Genomic DNA, 21,007 nt, shown 5'->3' with positions numbered 1-21,007 from the left:
TGGCTCAATTTAGAGGCACCGGCTCGAGGATCTCCATGCGCGCCTCGGGGGCAGTGGCCCGCAGCGCATCGGCCGATGCATCGTCGGGCTGGGCCTGCGACAACACCTCGGCTTCGACCCGCGCCGTGTACGTCGCGACCTCGCGGCCCACGTCAGCGGCAGTCCAGCCCAGCAGCGGCGCAACGATGTCGGCCACCTCACGCGCGCAGTCGACACCGCGGTGGGAGTATTCGATGGCGATCCGCGTCCGGCGCGCCAAGATGTCCTCCAGATGCAATGCGCCCTCGGCGTCAGCGGCATACGCGGCTTCGACCCGCAGGTAGCCTGGCGCCGAGGCGATCGGGTCGAGCAGGTCTCGGCGGTCGGTGGCCATCGCCAGCACCTCGCTGATCAGCGACCCGTAGCGGTCCAGCAGATGGCGCACCCGGTAGGGATGTAGTCCTTGCAGCGCACCGACGTGCTCGGTCTGATTGACCAGCGCGAAGTAGCCGTCAGCGCCCAGCAGCGGCACCTTCTCGGTGACCGACGGCGCCACCCGGGCCGGGACGTACTGCGACGCGGTGTCGATCGCGTCCGCGGCCATCACCCGGTAGGTGGTGTACTTGCCGCCGGCGATGGCCACCAAGCCGGGAGCCGGCACAGCCACCGCGTGCTCACGCGACAACGTGGAGGTGTCCTCGCTCTCCCCCGCCAGCAGTGGGCGCAAACCGGCGTACACCCCGTCGATATCGGCGTGCGTCAACGGCGTGGCCAGCACCGTGTTGACGGTGCCCAGGATGTAGTCGATATCGGCTTTGGTGGCCGCCGGATGGGCCAAGTCGAGCCCCCAGTCGGTGTCGGTGGTGCCGATGATCCAATGGCTGCCCCACGGGATGACGAACATCACCGACTTCTCGGTGCGCAAGATGACCGCGACGTCGCTGACGATCCGATCCCGCGGCACGACGATGTGCACGCCCTTGGAGGCACGCACCTGAAACCGTCCGCGCTGCTTGGACAATGCCTGAATCTCATCGGTCCACACCCCGGTGGCGTTGACCACGACGTGCCCGCGGACCTCGGCGATGGCGCCGTCTTCCGAGTCGCGGACGCGCACGCCGGTCACCCGGTCGCCTTCGCGCAGCAACGAGACCACTTGGGTGGACGCGCGCACCACCGCGCCGTAATGCGCGGCGGTGCGCGCGACGGTCATGGTGTGCCGGGCGTCGTCGACAACGGTGTCGTAGTAGCGGATGCCGCCGATCAGCGCGCTGCGCTTCAGGCCGGGGCTCAGCCGCAGCGCGCCGGCGCGGGTCAAATGCTTCTGTCCCGGAAGGGATTTCGCCCCGCCGAGTTCGTCGTACAGGAAAAGACCGGCGGCGACGTAGGGGCGTTCCCACCAGCGCTTGGTCAGCGGGTACAAAAACGGCAACGGCTTGACCAGATGCGGCGCCAAGGTGGTCAACGACAGCTCGCGTTCGAAGAGCGCCTCGCGGACCAGGCCGAATTCCAGTTGCTCAAGATAGCGCAGCCCGCCGTGAAACATCTTCGACGACCGGCTTGAGGTGCCCGAGGCGAAGTCACGCGCTTCGACCATCGCCACTTTGAGTCCACGGGTGGCGGCGTCCAGCGCGGATCCCGAGCCCACGACACCGCCGCCGATGACCACGACGTCGAATTGGTCGCTGCCGAGGCGCTCCCAGGCCCAGGCGCGCTGCTCAGGTCCCAACAAGGAACCCGGGCCGGCCTGCGCGCTCCCAGGTACGTGAAGCGGGTCGCTCACGGCACAGAACTCCTGTCAGTTACTCGTCAGTAGGACACTGGCTCCCAAGGCTACCCGGCACCCGCCCGATCGGCCGCGTCCGCCTCATCGCGCTACGCGTCCTTCTCGCCGCTGCACGGCTGGGTGCGCCCCACTGCATCGTCGCCGGGCGGTCAGTCCAGATCATCGTGCGCCATCAGCCGCCGTGCCGCCTCCGTGATCGAGCCCGACAGCGACGGGTAGACGGCGAGCGTTTCGGCCAGCTGGTTCACGGTGATGCGGTTCTGCACGGCCATCGCGATCGGCAGGATCAACTCCGATGCGATCGGCGCAACCACGACACCGCCGATGACCACGCCGGTGGACTGCCGGCAGAACACCTTGACAAAACCTTGCCGCAGTCCCGACATCTTCGCTCGCGCGTTGGTCCGCAACGGCAGCATGATGGTCCGAGCACTCACCGATCCGTTGTCGATGGCCGATTGAGGAACCCCGACCGCGGCGATCTCGGGCCGAGTGAACACCGCAGCCGCTACCGTGCGCAGCCGGATGGGGCTGACGGCCTCGCCCAACGCGTGCCACATCGCAATCCGGCCCTGCATCGCAGCGACCGACGCCAGCAGAAGCAGGCCGGTGCAGTCCCCGGCGGCGTAGATGCCGGACACCGATGTCCGCGACACCCGGTCGACGGGCAGGTAGTTCCCTCGTCCCAGTTCGATGCCGACCCGTTCCAGGCCCAGGCCGCTGGTGTTCGGAACGGACCCGATCGTCATCAACGCATGACTGCCCGCCACAGTGCGACCGTCGGTCATCGTGACCAGCACCCCGGAGTCGGTGCGGGTGACCGACTCTGCGCGGGCATTCTTGACCAGCTGGACGCCGCGTTCGGCGAACGAATCCTCCAGCACCCGGGCGGCGTCGGCGTCCTCATAGGGCAGCACCCGGTCGCGGCTGGCCACCACCGTGACGTCAACGCCCAATTCGGTATAGGCGTTGACGAATTCGGCGCCGGTGACACCGGACCCGACCACGATCAGATGGTCGGGCAGTATGTCCAAGTCGTAGAGCTGGCGCCAGGTCAGGATGCGCTCGCCGTCAGGCTGCGCCGACGGCAACACCCGCGGGCTGGCGCCGGTCGCGATCAGGACGACGTCAGCGTCGTAGGCGCTGGTGGTGCCGTCGGCGGCCGTCGCCTTGATGCGGTGAGTGGCCAGACCGGGGCTCGCATCGATCAACCCGCCCTTGCCGACGACCACCTCAACGCCCGCACTGACCAGTTGGGAATTGATGTCGGCGGACTGCGCGGCGGCCAGCGTCTTAACTCGCTGGTGGATTTCCGGCAGCGAGATCTTGGCGTCGTCGATGTCGATGCCGAAACCCAGATGAGGCGCGCGGCGCAGTTCGGTGCGCACGCCCGTGGAGGCGATGAACGTCTTCGATGGCACGCAGTCATACAGCACGGCCGCGCCGCCGACGCCGCCCGAATCGACGACGGTGACCTCGGCGTCGCGTGCTGCCGCGACGAGCGCCGCCTCATAGCCGGCCGGCCCTCCACCGAGGATCACGATGCGGGTTGCCACGGGTACAACCTAGCCCGGCGACGATGCGGCCGCGCTGCGGCCGAGGAGGAGCCGGGCAATCGAATCAAGCTAACCGTTCGGATCACCGCCGATTCAGCGGCTTCCGTTTAAGCTTTCTCCGTGCCGCTCTACGCCGCCTACGGGTCGAATATGCATCCCGAGCAGATGCTGGAGCGAGCACCCCACTCGCCGATGGCCGGAACCGGCTGGTTGCACGGGTGGCGGCTGACGTTCGGCGGTGAGGACATCGGCTGGGAGGGAGCGCTGGCCACCGTCGTCGAGGACCCGGCGTCAAAGGTGTTCGTCGTGCTCTACGACATGACGCCTGCGGACGAGAACAACCTCGATCGGTGGGAGGGGTCCGAGCTGGGCATCCACAAGAAGATCCGGTGCCGGGTGGAGCGCTTGTCGTCCGACACGACCACCGATCCGGTGCTGGCGTGGCTGTATGTGCTGGACGCGTGGGAGGGCGGCCTGCCGTCGGCGCGCTACATCGGTGTAATGGCCGACGCCGCCGAAATCGCAGGGGCGCCATCCGAATACGTACACGACCTCCGCACCCGCCCAGCCCGCAACATCGGCCCCGGAACTTAGCTCACTTTCGTCGACGAGCGTGCGTGTTTGTACGCCGACACGCCGTTGACGACGGCATTTTGCGCACCTTCGCGACAGGTTGAGCGCTGCTGGCGCGCTCCAAGTGCATCTCGATACGACGGACGAGCTGGCCGGGCCAGCGCCTCACATCCTCGGCGACCATGCGTAGTCGCGACCGAGCATCCACATCGCCTCGGCTGTAGATGCCATACCAAACCTTCTGCAGCCCGCCGCGTTTCAGCTCCGCTTCTAAGGAACGACGGGTCAGGAATGCCAACGCCTGGCCAGAGGTGACGACTCCGCCTTGCTTGTCGAGCAGCCGACACAGCTCGTCATTCATGCCGCCATGGTGGGTGGATGGCCGGTGCGGCACGTTCAGCTTCGGGGTGCCGGTGGCCGGTTTGTGTACGAATGCGCCGCTGTGCACAGTTGGCGTCCCCGCGAACGTGCACAGTTGTACGCCAAGCGCGGCATGTTGACGTGCGAACACGCACGTTCGCGCTAAATGGCTGCGGCCTGCTCGACGATGTTCACCATCAGCCGCACCCCGATCGCCAGCGCGCGCTCGTCGAGGTCGAACGTCGGCTGATGCAAGTCGGGCTGCGGACCGTGACCCGACCACACCCCGAGTCTGGCCATCGCGCCGGGCACCTCCTCCAGATACCAGGAGAAGTCCTCGCCGCCGCCGGACTGCTTGGTATCGGTCAGCACATCCGGTCCGACCGCCTCGATGGCATGCCCAATGATCCGCGTCGAGACCTCCTCGTTGACCACCGGCGGGACCCCGCGGCTGTATTGCAGGGTGTGCTCGATGCCCAGCGGCGAGAGCAGGGCGGCGACCGCCTGGCGCACGATTTCCTCGAGGCTCAGCCAGGTTTCACGGCTAGCCGTCCGGATGGTGCCGGCGAGCATGCCCGTTTGCGGGATCGCGTTTGCGGCCACCCCCGCATTGACCGCACCCCACACCATCACGGTGCTGTTGCGCGGGTCGATGCGGCGTGACAACACGCCGGGCAGCCCGGTGATCAGCGTGCCCAACCCGTAAACCAGGTCGCCGGTCAAATGTGGCCGCGAGGTGTGCCCGCCCGGCGAATACAGGGCGATCTCGATCATGTCGGCCGCCGACGTTATCGGCCCTGCTTTCACCGCGATCTTGCCGACCGCCAGCCGGGGATCGCAGTGCAAGGCGAAGATCCGGCTCACTCCGGCCAAGGCGCCGGCGGCGATCGCATCGATCGCGCCGCCGGGCATCAGCTCTTCGGCGGACTGAAAGATCAGCCGCAGCGCGATCGGCAGCTCCGGCACCGGCGCCAATGCCAGCGCCGTGCCCAGCAGGATCGCGGTATGAGCGTCGTGGCCGCAGGCGTGCGCGGCGTTGGGCATCGTCGATTCATAAGGGGCGCCGGTCCGCTCGGCCATCGGCAACGCGTCCATGTCGGCCCGCAATGCGATCCGGGGCTCGTTGTCGGGACCGAAATCGCACGTCAACCCCGTCCCGCCGGGTAACACCTTCGGGTTGAGCCCGGCGTCGGCCAACCGTTCGGCGACAAACTGGGTGGTCGCGTACTCCTGGCGACCCAGCTCCGGGTAGCGGTGGATATGTCGCCGCCAGGCGACCAAGTCGTCGACGTGGGCGGCCAGCCACGATCCAGCGGTGTCAGCAAGCCTCACGATGCCGCCCGCCGGTCGCGAGCCGCCAGCACGCGGTCGCGTTCATCCGAAAACTCGGCGAGGCGAACGACACTGCGCGCCAACATGATTGCGCCATCAATCACCGCCTGGTCGGCACTGGGACCGACAGCTGCTGCGGTGAACCCGGGCTGGTGCAACGACGCGCCACCGGCATCGACAGCGACCATCGGATGGATACCGGGCAGAACTTGCGTGACGTTGCCCATGTCGGTACTGCCCAACGGGAACTTGGCCTCGAGTTCCTCGTCGACGGGCGTGCGCCCGAGTCGCGTCATCTCGGCGCGGACGGCACCGGCCAGCCAGGGATCGGGCTTGAGCGCCTCGTACATCGGCTCGGTTTGCTCGACGTTGTACTCACAGCCGGTGGCCACCGCACCGGCCAAGAAGCAGTCGCTTACCTTGCCGCGCAGGTCGTCCAGCGACCCCGCGTCGGGTGCGCGCATCGTGTATTGCAGTTGGGTCCGGCTCGGGATGACATTGGCGACTTGACCGCCCTCGGAGATAATGCCGTGCACCTGCTGTCCGGGCACCAACTGTTGACGCAACAGCCCGATGGCCACCTGCGCGACAGTGGCCGCGTCGGCGGCGTTGACGCCGAGGAACGGCGCGGCCGATGCGTGTGCCTCGCGCCCGTGGTACTCGACCCGGATCGCGGACAACGTCAGCGACCGGGCGGCGGCGATGTCCACCGGACCGGGATGCATCATCACGGCCGCCGCCAGATCGTCGAAGATTCCGGCGTTGAGCAGCAACACTTTTCCGCCGCCGAACTCCTCGGCGGGTGTGCCGAGCAGCGCAACCGTCAGGTCCAGTTCGTCGGCGACCTCGGCCAGCGCCAGCGCGGCGCCCACCGCCGAGGCGGCGATGATGTTGTGGCCGCAGGCGTGGCCGATTTCGGGCAGCGCGTCGTACTCGGCGCAGACGCCGACGGTCAGCTGACCGCCACCGAAGTCGGCGCGGAAGGCGGTGTCCAGTCCACCGGCTGACTTGGTGATCTCAAATCCTCGCTCAGCCACCAACGTTTGCGCCTTGGCGCAACTGCGGTGCTCGGCGAACGCCAACTCCGGTTCGGCGTGAATAGCGTGGGAAAGCTCGACCAGCTCCGCGCCACGGCGCCGCACCGCGTCCTCGACGCGGTCCAATATCGGGTTTGGGGCCATGGTCGCAGTATCTCACCGACGGTCCCGGCGCCGTCGCGGCCGGCTCACATGTCGTGCGGAGCCCGCATGAGGACATCGGCGCGAAGCCATGCGGCTGACGGCCGAGACGACGTCAACCGAAGCGAGTACGGCAATGCGATGCAATGGCCGAACATCCTTGATTAATCTGCGTACATTTATCATGTGTGTATGCAGATTATATGTCGGCCTTTATCATCAGGGCGTGGTGCGCAAAACGACGCGTCCAGACCTCGCGGAGATGCTGACGCTGCTGGCTCGGCAAACCGTGGCGGCCGAGCAGCCCGTGCTGGCAGCGCACGGTCTGTCGATGTGGGGCTACATCGTTCTGGCCGCCCTGGACCGTTCACCGATCCGCACTCAAGCGGCACTCGCCGAAGCGATCGGCGCCGACAAAACACGCATCATTCCCACGCTCGACGAGTTGCAGGAGCGCGGTTACATCGAACGAAGTCCCGACCCCGACGACCGCCGCGCGCGGCTGCTCGCGATCACCGAGCCCGGCCGCTCCATCAAAGACGCAGTGCAGGCGGCCATCCAGCGCGGGGAGGAGCGCTGGCTCGGCCAACTACCGGCCAACGACCGCGACGTCTTTCTGCGTGCGCTGCGCCGACTCGCCTTCGGCGCAGCGCCGTCCGACTACGCTGCGCGACTGTGAGTGACGCTCCGGCCGACCCCGAGGCGCTCGCGCGGCGGGCGGCGCAGTTCATCGCCGACGGCACCGAGACCGCCGAACACGACGTCGCGATCGTGCTCGGGTCGGGGTGGGCGCCGGCTGTTGCCGCGCTGGGCTCGGCGACCGCCGTACTGCCGATGGCCGAATTGCCCGGCTTCACCCCACCGACCGCGGTCGGGCACACCGGTCAGGTGTTCTCAGTGGGCATCGGCGCGCACCGCGTGCTGGTGTTAGCCGGTCGCGTGCATGCCTACGAGGGCCATGACCTGCTGCACGTCGTGCATCCGGTGCGGGCGGCCTGCGCGGCCGGCGCACGCGTCGTGGTCCTCACCAACGCAGCCGGTGCGGTGCGCGAGGACTTCGAGGTGGGCCAGCCGGTGCTGATCAGCGACCATCTGAACCTGACCGCGCGGTCTCCGCTGATCGGGGCGCAGTTCGTCGACATGGTCGACGGTTATGCGCGGCGGCTGCGGGAGCTGGCCCGTGAAGTCGACCCGACACTGGCCGAAGGCGTGTACGCCGGGCTGCCCGGGCCGCACTACGAAACGCCCGCGGAGGTCCGGATGTTACGGACACTGGGCGCCGATCTGGTCGGCATGTCCACCGTGCACGAGACGATCGCGGCGCGGGCGGCGGGCGCCGAAGTGCTGGGGGTGTCGCTGGTGACGAATCTGGCGGCCGGGATCACCGGTGGCCCGCTCAGCCACGTCGAGGTGCTCGCCGCGGGCGCGGCATCGGCGACTCGGATGGGCGCTCTGCTGGCAGACGTGGTCGCACGGCTGTAGAGAGGACAGGCGTGACACCGCAGGATTGGATCACGCACGACCCCGATCCGATGACGGCCGCTGAACTCGCCCGGTGCGACCGGACCGAACTCGTCGCGCGGTTCGCCCGGCCGCTGGCATTCGGCACAGCCGGACTGCGCGGCCCGGTCCGGGCTGGGCCGGACGCGATGAACCTGGCCGTGGTGTTGCGTGCCACCTGGGCGGTGGCACAGGTGCTCACCGGCCGCGGCCTCGGCGGTGCGACGGTGATCGTCGGGCGCGACGCTCGGCACGGCTCAGCAGCGTTCGCGCGAGCAGCAGCCGAAGTCCTTGCGGCCAGTGGTTATTCGGTGACGTTGCTTGCGCATCCGGTACCCACCCCGGTGGTGGCCTTTGCCGCGCGGCACACCGGCGCAGCGGCGGGCATTCAGATCACCGCGTCACACAATCCGCCGACCGACAACGGCTACAAGGTCTATTTCGACGGCGGAATCCAGATCATCTCCCCCACCGACCACGAGATCGAATCCGCGATGGCCGTCGCCCCGTTCGCTGACGAGATCGCCAGGGCGCCTGTCGAACCGGCGGATACCGATCTGGTCGAGCGTTACATCGAGCGGGCCGCCCGGGTGGGACGCTCGCCGGGTCCGGTCCGGGTGGCGATGACACCGCTGCACGGGGTGGGCGGCACTGTCGCCGTTGAAACGCTCCGACGCGCCGGCTTTTCCGATGTGCACACCGTCGCCAGTCAATTCAACCCGGACCCGAATTTCCCGACCGTGGCGTTCCCCAACCCCGAAGAGCCCGGTGCGACCGATGCGCTGCTGGCGCTGGCCGAAGACGTCGGCGCCGACATCGCGATCGCGCTGGATCCCGACGCGGATCGCTGCGCCGTGGGAATACCTACACCTGCGGGCTGGCGAATGCTGTCGGGCGACGAGACCGGTTGGCTCCTAGGCGATTTCATTCTGTCTCGCATCGACACAGGCGAGCTCGCCACCAGCGTAGTGGCCAGCACGGTGGTGTCGTCGCGGATGCTATCGGCAATCGCTGACCATTGGGGCGCACGCCACGTCGAGACGCTCACCGGCTTCAAATGGCTGGCCCGCGCCGATGCCGACATGCCCGGCAGCGCATTGGTCTACGCCTACGAGGAGGCGATTGGGCACTGCGTCGACCCGGCCGCCGTCCGAGACAAGGACGGCATCAGCGCCGCGGTGCTCGCCTGCGATCTGGTAGCCACGCTTAAGCTGTCCCGCCGCTCGGTGCTCGACGCGCTGGACGACCTGGCCCGCAGGTTCGGGGTTCACGTCGGCGCCGCCGTGTCACGAGCGGTGACAGATTCGGACGAGGCAACCGCAGTGATGCGCCGGTTGCGCGTTTCGCCCCCTAGCCATCTGGCCGGATTCGGCTCGGCCGCAGCGGATTTACTGCAGCGTCCAGGTGTAGACCGCACCGATGCTCTGATCTTCACTGGAGGCGCGGCCGATACGTCGGTGCGGGTGGTGGTGCGGCCGTCAGGCACCGAACCGAAGGTCAAGTGCTACATCGAAGTTCGCAGTGCGGTGGCCGACAACCTAGCCAGTGTTCGCGCGCGGGCGAGGGCACTGTGCGACGAGCTGGCGTCATCTGTGCGCCACTGGTAGTTCAGCGCGGTCCGAATTGCCGGTCGCCGCTGTCGCCGAGGCCCGGGACGATGTAGGCCGCGTCGTTGAGGCCGTCATCGATGGCCGCGGTGAATATCCGGGCGTTGGGTGCTGCGTTTTCCAGCGCCGCAACGCCTTCCGGAGCCACCACCACGCACAGCACGGTGATGTCGTCGGCGCCGCGGCGTTGCAGCAATCCAATCGCGTGCGTCATCGAACCGCCGGTGGCCAACATCGGATCGAGGGCCATCACCGGCTGGCCGCGTAGATCGTCGGGCAGTGATTCCAGATACGGTGTTGCCAACGCGGTCTGTTCGTCGCGCGCGATGCCGACGAACCCCACTCGTGCTTCCGGTACCAGTGCGAGCGCCGCATCAACCATGCCGAGCCCGGCCCGCAAAACCCCCACCAGCAGTGGCGGTTTCGCGAGCCGAGAGCCGGTCGTCTCGGCCAGCGGGGTGCGCACGGCGACCGTCTGACACGGTGCGTCCCGAGTGGCCTCGTAGACCAGCATCAGCGTCAGATCACGCAACGCCGCGCGAAACGCCGCATTATCGGCGCGCGCGTCGCGCAGTATGGTCAGCTGGGCCGCCGCCAGGGGGTGGTCAACGACGCGCACATCCACGGGGCATGACCCTACGCCCGCCGACAATGCCGAGCGCGAGGTGAATCGCACCGGTCTGAGAAGTCCCGCGGCGAGCGACTGAGCGCCGACGTTGCAGCAGTGGCTGATGTGACTGCGCGGCCCCCGCGGCTTACGCGCCGAAGAAGTTGAAGATGTCGAAACCGTAGCCGACGAGGTCGATCAGTGGCTGCCCGGTGATCAGCGGCGACCCGTTCAAGATGGCGTCCGGCGCCAGCGACGGGATGCTCGTCGTCAAGTCGGTCCACGAGGTCAGCAGCGACGCGTCCAGTTGGTTGGTCGCGTCATAGCCCGAGAGCAGCGAGTCCACCACCGATTGCGGCAGCGGCGCCTGTCCGGCGTCGGCCAGCAAGTCGTCGATCGGGCCGACGAACGTCTGCACCGCGGCGTACTCCAAGCCGGCCAGCATCTGCAGCGGATCCATCTTCGGGGTGAACCCGGCGACGCCGGAGGCCACCAGTTGGCCGGTCGCATCGACTTGCCAGGGGCCGGCGACACCGATCGGGTCGACCCCATTGACTTCGATGCCGGCGCCCGGGTCACCGGGGTTGCCGTATGCCCAGTCGTCGAACAAGGTCGCAAACGGGGCGAAGGAATCGTAGAAGAACTGCCCGGCGGGCCCGCCGTCGTACATGAACGCCAGCGTCGGCAGCGGCGCGGGAATGTCGTAGAAGGTGGTGTTCCCGATGGTGCCGAGATCGAGCATGTCGGTGGTGTCCAAGTTCACCCCGGGAGTCGGATCGGGATAGTAGGGGTGCACCGTGTCGATGCCGATCAGGGCGTTGAGGTCGGCGAACAGGTTGCCGGGGTTCTCCGGGAAGTCGGCCCAGCCGTCGTATTCGCCGGTGTAGATGTCGGTCGCAATCCCGGTGGTCGGGGTGTCAGCCAGGCTGAGCGGGATGTCGAGGAACGGAACGTGTTGGGGCTCAGGGCTCAAGCTGAAGTCGCCGACGCCGTCGGGGAATCCGAAGCGATCCAGGATGCCGCCGATCGGGCTGTTGGGGTCACCGAGCAGCGTGACGCTCAAGTCGCCCAGGTTTACTCCGGCCGGCGTGTTGGCCAGCAGGTCGTTCATCTCGATGGTGGCGAGGGTGGCGCTCTGCGAGTAGCCCGGCACCGCGACGTCGTTGCCGCCCTATAGGGCCGGGACAATCGTGCTGTCGAGGTCGTTGACGCCTTGGTTCAACGATTCGCCGAACGTCAGGTACGGCTCGGTGGAACTGCACACGATCGGGCAGAACTGCTCCGGGGTGGTCAGCGGGTAGAAGGTGTAGCCGCTGTCCTGGCTGAGGTAAAGCGATTCGACTGAGTCGAGGTAAGCGCTGTCCGGGGTGGGATCTGCGGTGCCGCCCATGATCCAGCCCTCGTCGGCCAGCAGCCGAGCTTCGGCGATGATCGCCTTCAGCCCGGACTCGAACGCCGACGTCATCATCGACATCACGCCGGCACCGGCGACGGCGATGGCCAACAGCAGATAACCCGGCGAGCGCAACCTCGACGCTGACATCGCGACCTCCCAGATCCTGTTCGATCCTCCCCGGCTCGGCGAATGGCGACATCATCTCCTGTTCAGCGGTCGGCCACGACACAATTCGCAAATTTGGTTGTCTTTGTTTGTCGCGCTTCCCCGCTCGACACGCGTTACGTGGGCCAATCCCTGCGAGCAGGGACCATATACTCCGGCCATGCGGCGCCGACCATGGCGAAACGGCAAGCGATATCGAGCGGTCAGCCTATTGAGCGTGCTGGCGGTGTCCACGGCGCTGATGTCGTGGCCGTCGACTCGTCACGTCCACCAAACCGGTCCGGTCGAGTTCAAAGCGGCGGCGGTTCCGACCCCCGCGCACGTCGTCGTCGTGGTGGAAGAAAATCGCTCGCAAACCAACATCATCGAAAACAAGGCGGCGCCCTACATCAACCAGCTGGCCGCCGGCGGCGCGATGATGGCGCAGTCCTTCGCCGAGCTGCACCCCAGCGAACCCAACTACTACGCCCTGTTCGCCGGCAACACGCTGGTCAGCGCCAACGTCTGCCCGGTCAACGCGGGCAACACGCCCAACCTCGGTTCGGAGTTGCTTGCCGCCGGTTACACCTTCGCGGGCTATGCGGAGAGCCTGCCCGCGGTGGGCTCGACGGCGTGCAGTGCGGGGAAATACGCGCGCAAGCATGTGCCCTGGGTCAGCTTCAGCAATATCCCAGCCAACTACTCGCTGCCCTTTTCCGCGTTTCCGCCGCCAGCAAATTACGCCAGCCTGCCGACGGTCGCATTTGTCATCCCCAATCTCGACAATGACATGCACGACGGCTCGATCGCTGCAGGCGACGCGTGGCTGTATCAGAACTTGTCGCAGTACGCGGAATGGGCGAAAACCAACAACAGCTTGCTGATTTTGACCTGGGACGAGGACGACAACACCTCGCGGAATCAAATTCCCACGGTGATCTACGGAGCAAACGTCAGGCCTGGCGCCTACACCGAGACGATCAGCCACTACAACGTGTTGTCCACGCTCGAGCAGATGTACGGGTTGCCCAAGCTCGGGTATGCGGCCGCAGCGCCGGCCATCACCGATATTTGGGCCGGCTGACGGCATGGCGCCAGGCGGCAAACCGCGGCCTGGGGTCGGTCGGCCGCGCGGCCCGTCGCTATTGTGTGCCGCATGGCTGCTGACCTCGTGCCGATCCGCTTGAGCCTGACCGGCGGCGACCGCTACACGGTGTGGGCGCCCCGCTGGCGCGACGCGGGTGACGAGTGGGAGGCGTTTCTCGGTAAGGATGAGGACCTCTACGGCTTTGAGACGGCCGCTGACCTGGTGGCATTTGTGCGCACCAACACCGACAACGATCTGGTCGACCACCCGCAGTGGCAACGGCTGTCCGAGGCCAACGCCCACAAGCTCGAGCCCGCCGAGGACAAGCAATTCGACCTGATCGCGGTTGAAGAGCTGGTCGCAGAGAAACCGACCGAGGAGTCGGTGACGGCGCTGGCGAACGCGCTGGCGATCGTCTCGTCCATCGGGTCGGTGTGCGAGCTGCCGGCGGTGATGAAGTTTTTCAACGGCAACCCGACCTTGGGCACGCTGGCCGGCGGGATCGGCCACTTCACCGGCAAGGCCGGTCTCAAACGCTGGCATGCGATCGCCGAGGTCATTGGGCGCGGCTGGGACGACGTGCTGGCCGCGGTGGACGAAATCATCAGCGCTCCTGACGTGGACAGCGCCGTGTCGGAGGCCGCCGCAGCCGAACTGGCCGAGCCGCTCGAGCAGGAGCCGCTCGAGAAGCAGCACACCGACGAGCAGCAGGGCGAGCCCACCGACGACGGCGCCGCCGGGGATGTCGACCCCGCGAGTGCCCCCGCCAGCGACGCTGTGCTCGGCGGCGACGAGGACTTCTGGGCGAAGGTCGGCATCGACCCGATTCGGGTCATGATCGGCGGGCGCACCTACTACACGCTGCGGTGTTATTTCGACGACCGCCCGATCTTCTTGGGCCGCAACGGCCGAATCAGCGTGTTCGCCTCGCAGCGGGCCCTGGCCCGATATCTCGCCGACGAGCGCGACCACGATTTGGCCGACCTGAGCACCTACGACGATGTCCGCACGGCGGCAACTGACGGCTCGCTGCGCATCGACGTGACCCACGACAACGGCTACGTCCTGACCGGGCTCGTCGACGATTTGGCCGCCGGGCCGGATTCGGTGGACCGGGAGCAGCTTGATCTGGCTGTCGAGCTGCTACGCGATGTCGGGGACTACGCCGAGGACAACACCGCCGACAAGGCGCTCGCGACGGAACGCCCGTTGGGCCAGCTGGTGGCCTATGTCCTCGAACCCGATTCGGTGAGCAAGCCCGCGCCTCCCTATGCCGAGGCGGTCGAGGCGTGGGAGGAGTTGGAGCGCTTCGTGGAGTCGCGGCTAAGGCCCGAGTAGCGCGGCGAGCCGCTACCCGATCAGTACCGCAAAGCGCGGTTTGATGACTTCGTCGATGATCGCCAACCGTTCGTCGAACGGAACGAACGCCGACTTCATCGCATTGATCGTGAACCGCTGCAGGTCGGTCCACCCATAGCCGAACGCGTCGACGAGAACGAGCATTTCATGGCTCATCGTCGTGTCGCTCATCAGCCGGTTGTCGGTGTTGACGGTGACCCGGAACCGCGCCCGGGCGAGCAGGTCGAACGGATGCTCGGCGATGCTGTTGACCGCGCCGGTCTGCACGTTGGAGCTGGGGCACAGCTCCAACGGAATCCGCTTGTCCCGCAGTATCGATGCCAATCGTCCCAGCCGCACCGTGCCGTCCTCGGCGACGTCGATGTCGTCGGTGATCCGCACGCCGTGCCCGAGCCGGTCGGCGCCGCAGAACGCGATCGCCTCGTGGATGGATGGCAGCCCGAAAGCCTCGCCAGCGTGAATCGTGAAGCGGGCGTTGTGGTTTCGCATGTATTCGAAAGCATCCAGGTGCCGGGTGGGCGGATAGCCGGCCTCCGCACCGGCGATGTCGAAGCCGACCACGCCCTTATCGCGGAATCGGATTGCAAGTTCAGCGATTTCGCGGGACAGTGCGGCGTGGCGCATCGCGGTGACCAGGCAGCGCACCGCAATAGTTCGCCCCGCTGCAGCGGCAGCCTTCTCCCCATCGGCGAAACCGGCCAGTACGGCATCGGTGACTTCGTCGAAGGACAGCCCGCGGTTGATGTGCAGTTCCGGAGCGAACCGCACCTCGGCATAAACCACCGAGTCGGCGGACAGGTCTTCCACGCACTCGTAGGCCACCCGGTGCAGCGACTCGGGCGTTTGCATCACCCCGACGGTGTGCGAGAACGGCTCGAGGTAGCGCTCCAGCGAGCCGCTGTGCGACGAGGTGTGAAACCACCGCGTCAGTTCGTCGACTTCGGTCGCCGGCAGGCCGTCGTAGCCGGTTTGGTCGGCGATGTCGATCACGGTGGCCGGGCGCAGCCCGCCGTCGAGGTGATCGTGCAACAACGCCTTGGGCGCCTGCTTGATGGTCTCCAAGGTGAGCGGCGTCGTCATCAGGTGATCCGATCGATGATCAGCGGCCGCCGGACCGGGGGTGCATCGACAAGGCTCCAGCCCGCGGCCAGTTCGGCCATCGCCGACTCGAAGCGTTCCGGAGTGTCGGTATACAGCGTGAACAGCGGCTCACCGGCGGCCACTGGCTCCCCGGGACGCCGGTCGATCCGAATCCCTGCGCCGGCCTGGACGGTCTCGCCCGGACAGGATCTGCCCGCTCCGAGCCGCCATACCGTTCGCCCCACTGCCATCGCGTCGATATCGCCCATTGTGCCGCCCCGGCCGGCGGTCACGGTTTCGGAGTACTTACCAACGGGCAACGGTACGGACAAATCGCCGCCCTGCGCGGCGATCAGCGCGCGAAATCGGTCCATCGCGGTGCCGTCGCGCAATGTCTGCGCTGGATCCCGGCCGTCGATACCGCCGATCTCGAGCATCTCCCCGGCCAGCCGCAGGGTCAGCTCCACCACGTCGGGCGGTCCGCCACCGGCCAGCACTTCCAGCGCTTCGGCGACTTCCAGCGCGTTGCCGGCGGCCGCGCCCAGCGGACTGTTCATATCGGTCAACACCGCGCACGCCGTCACCCCGTGCGCTGCGCCCAGCGCCACCATGGTTTGGGCCAGCTCGCGGCACTGCGATTCCGATTTGAGCAATGCGCCGGAGCCGACCTTGACGTCAAGCACCAGCGCGCCCGCTCCCTCGGCGATTTTCTTGCTCATCACCGAGCTCGCGATCAGCGGCAGCGATTCGACGGTGGCGGTGATATCTCGCAGCGGGTAAAGCTTCGCGTCGGCGGGCGCCAGCCGGCCGGCCGCGAAGATAGCCGCGCCGATCTCGCAAAGCTGGTGGCGCACTTGCTCGCTCGTCAGATCCGCAGTGAAGCCGGCGATGGACTCCAGCTTGTCCAGGGTGCCGCCGGTATGGCCTAGTCCACGACCGGACGCCTGCGGTACCGCGCCGCCGCACGCCGCGACCACCGATACCAGCGGCAGCGTGATCTTGTCTCCGACCCCGCCGGTGGAGTGTTTGTCCACGGTCCGCAGCGGATTGCCGTCACGGCGCAAATCGGTGAAATCCATTCGCTCACCGGAGGCCACCATCGCCGCCGTCCATCGCGCGGTCTCGCCGTAATCCATTCCGCGCAGAAAAACCGCCATCAACAGCGCCGCCATCTGCTCGTCGGCGACCCGACCGTCGGTGTAGGCGTTGATGACCCAGTCGATCGCGGCATCCGAGAGCCGCCCACCGTCGCGTTTGGCCGCGATAATCGTCGGCGCGTCCCAGCTCATCCGCGCCACTGCGCCTCATCGCTGCGCTCTGCATCGTCGTCGGCGCGGCTCATCGCGCGAGGTCATCCGGTCCAAACGGCTCGGGCAGCAAGTCGCCGAGCCGCCGTGGCGCAGCGGGGTGGTCGATGAGCAGGTCCGGCCCGCCGTGTTCCAGCAACACTTGACGACACCGCCCGCACGGCATCAGCGGCGAGCCGTTCCCGTCGACGCACGCCAACCCGACCAGCCTGCCGCCGCCGCTCGTATGCAACGCGCAGACCACGGCGCACTCGGCACAGAGACCCAGGCCATATGAGACATTTTCCACATTGCAGCCGATAATTATCCGCTGGTCGTCGACCAACGCCGCCGCGCCCACCGGAAACCGTGAGTACGGCGCGTACGCCCCATGCGCTGCTTGGATAGCTTTGTCCCGCAGCATATTCCAGTCAATTGCGTCGGTCATGGTCGCGATACCACGCGTGTCGGGAATGCATCGGGCCACCTCGCTGTCTGTCGGCTAATGCACAAGGCCACCCTAGATTCTTGGTGACGCTAACCGTTGGCGGGCACGAAGCGGGTCATCTGACAGCAAGAATGGAGCTAAATTGAACTGCATTGAACTGCCCGACTCCTCAGCGGGCCGTTAGACGGCCCGCACCGTCGTCGGGCCGAAGTCCCACCCGGGAGATCCACCGACGGTCCCACGATGACCGTGGCGATCGCAAGCGCGGCGAAGCCGGGCGCAGCGGATCGCCACTACATCATTGGAGGCGCTGATGACGACGGCGACATCTGCACGACGCCCACGACGAACCCTCTACCGCGGCGATCCCGGTATGTGGTCATGGGTGCTACACCGCATCACCGGGGCGACGATCTTCTTCTTCCTGTTCGTGCATGTGCTGGATACCGCTCTGGTTCGGGTTAGCCCGCAAACCTACGACGAAGTGCTCTCGACCTACAAGACACCGATTGTGGGCCTGATGGACCTCGGGCTGGTGGCCGCGGTGCTCTACCACGCGCTCAACGGCGTCCGCGTCATCCTGATCGACTTCTGGGCGCAGGGCACCCGCTATCAACGGCTGATGCTGTGGGCGGTCGGCATCGTGTGGCTGCTGGTCATGGTTCCGGTGACGGTGGTGCTCAGCATCCAGCTGATCGGGCGGTTCGGATGAGCGCCCCCGACCTGCAACTCGGGCGCGGCGAGGTGGCCCCGGTGCGCCAGCGCAGCCATGACCGCCCGGCCGGCCTGGACAATCCTCGGGCGCCCCGCCGCCGCGCCGGCATGCCCAACTTCGAGAAATACGCCTGGCTGTTCATGCGGTTTTCCGGCATCGTGCTGGTGTTCCTGGCGCTCGGGCACCTGTTCGTGATGCTGATGGCCGACGACGGCGTCTACCGCATCGACTTCAACTATGTGGCGCAGCGCTGGCACTCGCCGTTCTGGCAGACCTGGGACCTTCTGCTGCTGTGGCTGGCACAGTTGCACGGCGGCAACGGTCTGCGCACGATCATCGACGACTACAGCCGCAAGGATTCCACCCGGTTCTGGCTGAATGCCCTGCTGGTGTTCTCGATGCTGTTCACGCTCGTGCTGGGCACCTACGTGCTGCTGACCTTCGACCCGAACATCACCTGATGAGCATGATCCAACAACACCGATACGACGTGGTCATCGTCGGCGCCGGCGGTGCGGGAATGCGTGCGGCGGTGGAGGCCGGGCCACGGGCGCGCACCGCAGTGCTGACCAAGCTCTACCCGACCCGCAGCCACACCGGCGCCGCGCAGGGCGGCATCTGCGCGGCATTGGCCAACGTCGAAGACGACAACTGGGAATGGCACACCTTCGACACCGTCAAGGGCGGCGACTACCTGGCCGACCAGGACGCGGTCGAGATCATGTGCCGCGAAGCCATCGACGCGGTGCTGGACCTGGAAAAAATGGGCATGCCGTTCAACCGCACCCCCGAAGGCCGCATCGACCAGCGCCGCTTCGGCGGGCACACCCGCGATCACGGCAAGGCCCCGGTGCGCCGAGCCTGTTACGCCGCCGACCGCACCGGCCACATGATCCTGCAGACGCTGTACCAGAACTGCGTCAAGCACGACGTCGAGTTCTTCAACGAGTTCTACGCGCTGGATTTGGTGCTCACCCAAACCGCAAGCGGTCCGGTGGCCAGCGGGGTGGTCGCCTACGAGCTCGCCACCGGCGACATCCACGTCTTCGGCGCCAAGGCCGTCGTGATCGCGACCGGCGGGTCGGGCCGGATGTACAAGACCACCTCCAACGCGCACACGCTGACCGGCGACGGCATCGGGATCGTGTTCCGCAAGGGACTTCCGTTGGAGGACATGGAGTTTCACCAGTTCCACCCGACGGGTCTGGCCGGGCTGGGGATTTTGATCTCCGAAGCGGTGCGCGGTGAGGGCGGTCGGCTGCTCAACGGCGAAGGCGAGCGGTTCATGGAGCGTTATGCGCCGACCATCGTCGACCTGGCGCCGCGCGACATTGTCGCCCGCTCGATGGTGCGCGAAGTTCTGGAAGGCCGCGGCGCGGGCCCGCACAAGGACTACGTCTACATCGACGTCCGTCACCTCGGCGAGGATGTGCTGGAGTCGAAGCTGCCCGACATCACCGAGTTCGCCCGCACCTACCTTGGCGTGGACCCGGTCAAAGAACTGGTCCCGGTCTATCCGACCTGCCACTACGCGATGGGCGGCATCCCCACCACTGTCACCGGCGAAGTGTTGCGAGACAACGCATTTACCGTGCCCGGCCTGTACGCGGCAGGTGAGTGCGCATGCGTGTCGGTGCACGGCGCCAACCGGTTGGGCACCAACTCGCTGCTGGATATCAACGTGTTCGGCCGGCGGGCGGGCATCGCTGCGGCGAACTACGCGCTAGGTCACGACTTCGTCGAGTTGCCGCCGGAGCCGGCGGCGATGGTGGTCGGTTGGGTGGCCGACATCTTGAGCGAGCATGGCAACGAACGCGTCGCCGACATCCGCGGGGCGTTGCAGCAGACCATGGACAACAACGCCGCGGTGTTCCGCACCGACGAGACGCTCAAGCAGGCGCTCGCCGACATTCACGTGCTCAAAGCGCGTTACTCCCGGATTTCGGTGCACGACAAAGGAAAACGCTTCAACAGCGACTTGCTGGAAGCCGTCGAGCTGGGTTTCCTGCTTGAGCTGGCCGAGGTCACCGTCGCCGGTGCGTTGAACCGCAAGGAATCCCGCGGCGGGCATGCCCGCGAGGACTATCCGAACCGCGACGACGTCAACTACATGCGCCACACCATGGCCTACAAACAGGGCAGCGCGCTGCTCAGCGACATCCGGCTGGATTTCAAACCCGTCGTGCAAACCCGCTATGAAGCCAAGGAGCGCAAGTACTGATGACGGTTGTCGACGACGTGCAGGCCGGCGGTCCGCCGTTGCCGCCGATCCCCGAGGGCGCGGTAATGGTGACGCTGCGGATCGCCCGGTTCAATCCGGAAAGCCCCGACCGGTACACCGGTTCCGGTGGCTGGCAGAGCTTCCGGGTGCCCTGCCTGCCCACCGACCGGCTGCTGAATCTGCTGATCTACGTCAAGAGCTACCTCGACGGCACGCTGACCTTCCGGCGGTCCTGCGCGCACGGGGTCTGCGGCTCCGACGCGATGCGGGTCAACGGTGTCAACCGGCTGGCCTGCAAGGTGCTGATGCGCGACCTGCTTCCCCGCAAGCCCGGCAAACCGCTGACCATCACCGTCGAGCCGATCCGCGGGCTGCCCGTGGAGAAGGACCTCGTCGTCGACATGGAGCCGTTCTTCGACGCCTACCGTGCGGTCAAGCCATACCTGATCGCCGGCGGCAACCCGCCGACCCGCGAGCGAATCCAAAGCCAAACCGATCGCGCACGCTACGACGACACCACCAAGTGCATCCTGTGCGCGGCGTGTACCACCAGCTGCCCGGTGTTCTGGCATGAGGGCAGCTACTTCGGGCCGGCGGCGATCGTCAACGCGCACCGGTTCATCTTCGACAGCCGCGACGAGGCCGCCGCCGAGCGCCTGGAAATCCTCAACGAGGTCGACGGGGTGTGGCGTTGCCGCACCACATTCAACTGCACCGAATCATGCCCGCGGGGTATCGAGGTGACCAAGGCAATCCAGGAGGTCAAGCGCGCGTTGATGTTCGCGCGCTAATC

The 21,007-nt window shown here is 66.8% G+C and carries 21 protein-coding genes; 10 read left to right on the top strand and 11 right to left on the bottom strand.

The window, feature by feature from the left end; genetic code table 11:
* Positions 1 to 4: 4 nt before the first annotated feature.
* Positions 5 to 1,762, bottom strand: a complete 1,758-nt coding sequence (locus M5I08_RS08820) for a glycerol-3-phosphate dehydrogenase/oxidase (RefSeq protein WP_219066803.1) — start codon at positions 1,760 to 1,762, stop codon at positions 5 to 7.
* 152 nt (positions 1,763 to 1,914) lie between these two features.
* Positions 1,915 to 3,321 carry an NAD(P)H-quinone dehydrogenase gene (locus M5I08_RS08815; protein WP_219066802.1) on the bottom strand — a complete coding sequence of 469 codons (1,407 nt, stop codon included), beginning with the start codon at positions 3,319 to 3,321 and terminating at the stop codon, positions 1,915 to 1,917.
* Positions 3,322 to 3,441: 120 nt separating this feature from the next.
* Between M5I08_RS08815 and M5I08_RS08810 the strand changes: the two genes are divergently transcribed.
* Positions 3,442 to 3,915, top strand: a complete 474-nt coding sequence (locus tag M5I08_RS08810) for a gamma-glutamylcyclotransferase family protein (protein ID WP_219066801.1) — start codon at positions 3,442 to 3,444, stop codon at positions 3,913 to 3,915.
* Position 3,916: 1 nt separating this feature from the next.
* Here the strand turns inward: M5I08_RS08810 and M5I08_RS08805 are convergent, their stop codons facing one another.
* From M5I08_RS08805 to M5I08_RS08795, 3 genes are all read right to left on the bottom strand, one after another.
* Complete coding sequence (locus tag M5I08_RS08805) at positions 3,917 to 4,255, bottom strand: hypothetical protein (protein WP_219066800.1); 339 nt, start codon at positions 4,253 to 4,255, stop codon at positions 3,917 to 3,919.
* Between the two features lie 161 nt (positions 4,256 to 4,416).
* On the bottom strand, positions 4,417 to 5,586 hold the full coding sequence (locus M5I08_RS08800) for an amidohydrolase (protein ID WP_219066799.1): 1,170 nt from the start codon (positions 5,584 to 5,586) through the stop codon (positions 4,417 to 4,419).
* The gene (locus M5I08_RS08795) at positions 5,583 to 6,767 is read right to left on the bottom strand and encodes a M20 family metallopeptidase (protein WP_219066798.1); all 1,185 of its coding nucleotides are present in this window, start codon (positions 6,765 to 6,767) and stop codon (positions 5,583 to 5,585) included. The genes M5I08_RS08800 and M5I08_RS08795 overlap by 4 nt, the downstream gene beginning before the upstream one ends.
* Positions 6,768 to 6,948: 181 nt before the next feature.
* Here M5I08_RS08795 and M5I08_RS08790 point away from each other — a divergent pair, with 181 nt between their 5' ends.
* From M5I08_RS08790 to M5I08_RS08780, 3 genes are read left to right on the top strand one after another with little or no spacing between them, the layout of a single operon-like run.
* Positions 6,949 to 7,443, top strand: coding sequence for a MarR family winged helix-turn-helix transcriptional regulator (locus M5I08_RS08790; protein WP_219066833.1), 495 nt, complete (start codon positions 6,949 to 6,951; stop codon positions 7,441 to 7,443).
* Complete coding sequence (locus M5I08_RS08785) at positions 7,440 to 8,246, top strand: purine-nucleoside phosphorylase (protein ID WP_219066797.1); 807 nt, start codon at positions 7,440 to 7,442, stop codon at positions 8,244 to 8,246. The genes M5I08_RS08790 and M5I08_RS08785 overlap by 4 nt, the downstream gene beginning before the upstream one ends.
* Before the next feature lie 11 nt (positions 8,247 to 8,257).
* Positions 8,258 to 9,871 carry a phospho-sugar mutase gene (locus M5I08_RS08780; RefSeq protein ID WP_219066796.1) on the top strand — a complete coding sequence of 538 codons (1,614 nt, stop codon included), beginning with the start codon at positions 8,258 to 8,260 and terminating at the stop codon, positions 9,869 to 9,871.
* A 1-nt stretch (position 9,872) separates the two neighbouring features.
* Here the strand turns inward: M5I08_RS08780 and upp are convergent, their stop codons facing one another.
* The 3 genes from upp to M5I08_RS08765 all read right to left on the bottom strand — a co-directional run bounded on the left by upp (position 9,873) and on the right by M5I08_RS08765 (position 12,021).
* Positions 9,873 to 10,496: a uracil phosphoribosyltransferase gene (upp, locus tag M5I08_RS08775; RefSeq protein ID WP_219066795.1), complete on the bottom strand. Its 624-nt coding sequence runs from the start codon at positions 10,494 to 10,496 to the stop codon at positions 9,873 to 9,875.
* A 130-nt stretch (positions 10,497 to 10,626) separates the two neighbouring features.
* Complete coding sequence (locus tag M5I08_RS08770; protein WP_219066794.1) at positions 10,627 to 11,631, bottom strand: PE-PPE domain-containing protein; 1,005 nt, start codon at positions 11,629 to 11,631, stop codon at positions 10,627 to 10,629.
* An 18-nt stretch (positions 11,632 to 11,649) separates the two neighbouring features.
* Positions 11,650 to 12,021, bottom strand: a complete 372-nt coding sequence (locus M5I08_RS08765; RefSeq protein WP_219066793.1) for a hypothetical protein — start codon at positions 12,019 to 12,021, stop codon at positions 11,650 to 11,652.
* Positions 12,022 to 12,199: 178 nt separating this feature from the next.
* Here M5I08_RS08765 and M5I08_RS08760 point away from each other — a divergent pair, with 178 nt between their 5' ends.
* Together M5I08_RS08760 and satS are read left to right on the top strand one after the other, a co-directional pair.
* Entirely contained in the window at positions 12,200 to 13,102 is a 903-nt protein-coding gene (locus M5I08_RS08760; protein ID WP_219066792.1) for an alkaline phosphatase family protein, read from the top strand.
* A gap of 72 nt (positions 13,103 to 13,174) precedes the next feature.
* Positions 13,175 to 14,443 (top strand): protein export chaperone SatS, encoded by a 1,269-nt coding sequence (satS, locus tag M5I08_RS08755; RefSeq protein WP_219066791.1) that lies wholly within the window; start codon positions 13,175 to 13,177, stop codon positions 14,441 to 14,443.
* Between the two features lie 12 nt (positions 14,444 to 14,455).
* Here satS and M5I08_RS08750 read toward each other — a convergent pair whose 3' ends face one another.
* From M5I08_RS08750 to M5I08_RS08740, 3 genes are read right to left on the bottom strand one after another with little or no spacing between them, the layout of a single operon-like run.
* Positions 14,456 to 15,544, bottom strand: coding sequence for an adenosine deaminase (locus M5I08_RS08750; RefSeq protein ID WP_219066790.1), 1,089 nt, complete (start codon positions 15,542 to 15,544; stop codon positions 14,456 to 14,458).
* Positions 15,544 to 16,833: a thymidine phosphorylase gene (locus M5I08_RS08745; RefSeq protein ID WP_370328595.1), complete on the bottom strand. Its 1,290-nt coding sequence runs from the start codon at positions 16,831 to 16,833 to the stop codon at positions 15,544 to 15,546. The genes M5I08_RS08750 and M5I08_RS08745 overlap by 1 nt, the downstream gene beginning before the upstream one ends.
* Positions 16,834 to 16,882: 49 nt before the next feature.
* Positions 16,883 to 17,278 carry a cytidine deaminase gene (locus tag M5I08_RS08740; RefSeq protein ID WP_219066788.1) on the bottom strand — a complete coding sequence of 132 codons (396 nt, stop codon included), beginning with the start codon at positions 17,276 to 17,278 and terminating at the stop codon, positions 16,883 to 16,885.
* A gap of 313 nt (positions 17,279 to 17,591) precedes the next feature.
* Between M5I08_RS08740 and sdhC the strand changes: the two genes are divergently transcribed.
* Genes sdhC through M5I08_RS08720 form a run of 4 tightly spaced genes read left to right on the top strand, consistent with a single transcriptional unit; the run spans position 17,592 to position 21,005 of the window.
* On the top strand, positions 17,592 to 17,990 hold the full coding sequence (gene sdhC, locus M5I08_RS08735; RefSeq protein ID WP_219066787.1) for a succinate dehydrogenase, cytochrome b556 subunit: 399 nt from the start codon (positions 17,592 to 17,594) through the stop codon (positions 17,988 to 17,990).
* Positions 17,987 to 18,454, top strand: a complete 468-nt coding sequence (locus M5I08_RS08730) for a succinate dehydrogenase hydrophobic membrane anchor subunit (RefSeq protein ID WP_219066786.1) — start codon at positions 17,987 to 17,989, stop codon at positions 18,452 to 18,454. Before sdhC ends, M5I08_RS08730 begins: the two co-directional genes overlap by 4 nt.
* 5 nt (positions 18,455 to 18,459) lie before the next feature.
* Positions 18,460 to 20,214: a succinate dehydrogenase flavoprotein subunit gene (gene sdhA / locus M5I08_RS08725; protein ID WP_219066832.1), complete on the top strand. Its 1,755-nt coding sequence runs from the start codon at positions 18,460 to 18,462 to the stop codon at positions 20,212 to 20,214.
* On the top strand, positions 20,214 to 21,005 hold the full coding sequence (locus M5I08_RS08720; RefSeq protein ID WP_219066785.1) for a succinate dehydrogenase iron-sulfur subunit: 792 nt from the start codon (positions 20,214 to 20,216) through the stop codon (positions 21,003 to 21,005). Before sdhA ends, M5I08_RS08720 begins: the two co-directional genes overlap by 1 nt.
* The last annotated feature ends 2 nt before the right edge of the window (positions 21,006 to 21,007 follow it).

Source organism: Candidatus Mycobacterium methanotrophicum (assembly GCF_023515995.1).
Lineage (GTDB): Bacteria > Actinomycetota > Actinomycetes > Mycobacteriales > Mycobacteriaceae > Mycobacterium > Mycobacterium methanotrophicum.
The sequence above is the reverse complement of the archived record's forward strand: the minus strand, read 5'-3'. Positions and strand labels throughout refer to the sequence as shown.

Coding starts and splice junctions, on each gene's coding strand:
- sdhC (WP_219066787.1), top strand. CDS start 17,592: ATGACGACGGCGACATCTGCACGACGCCCACGACGAACCCTCTACCGC.
- M5I08_RS08805 (WP_219066800.1), bottom strand. CDS start 4,255: ATGAATGACGAGCTGTGTCGGCTGCTCGACAAGCAAGGCGGAGTCGTC.
- sdhA (WP_219066832.1), top strand. CDS start 18,460: ATGATCCAACAACACCGATACGACGTGGTCATCGTCGGCGCCGGCGGT.
- M5I08_RS08790 (WP_219066833.1), top strand. CDS start 6,949: ATGTGTGTATGCAGATTATATGTCGGCCTTTATCATCAGGGCGTGGTG.
- M5I08_RS08765 (WP_219066793.1), bottom strand. CDS start 12,021: ATGTCAGCGTCGAGGTTGCGCTCGCCGGGTTATCTGCTGTTGGCCATC.
- M5I08_RS08745 (WP_370328595.1), bottom strand. CDS start 16,833: ATGAGCTGGGACGCGCCGACGATTATCGCGGCCAAACGCGACGGTGGG.
- M5I08_RS08730 (WP_219066786.1), top strand. CDS start 17,987: ATGAGCGCCCCCGACCTGCAACTCGGGCGCGGCGAGGTGGCCCCGGTG.
- M5I08_RS08750 (WP_219066790.1), bottom strand. CDS start 15,544: ATGACGACGCCGCTCACCTTGGAGACCATCAAGCAGGCGCCCAAGGCG.
- M5I08_RS08795 (WP_219066798.1), bottom strand. CDS start 6,767: ATGGCCCCAAACCCGATATTGGACCGCGTCGAGGACGCGGTGCGGCGC.
- M5I08_RS08760 (WP_219066792.1), top strand. CDS start 12,200: ATGCGGCGCCGACCATGGCGAAACGGCAAGCGATATCGAGCGGTCAGC.
- M5I08_RS08740 (WP_219066788.1), bottom strand. CDS start 17,278: ATGACCGACGCAATTGACTGGAATATGCTGCGGGACAAAGCTATCCAA.
- M5I08_RS08720 (WP_219066785.1), top strand. CDS start 20,214: ATGACGGTTGTCGACGACGTGCAGGCCGGCGGTCCGCCGTTGCCGCCG.
- satS (WP_219066791.1), top strand. CDS start 13,175: ATGGCTGCTGACCTCGTGCCGATCCGCTTGAGCCTGACCGGCGGCGAC.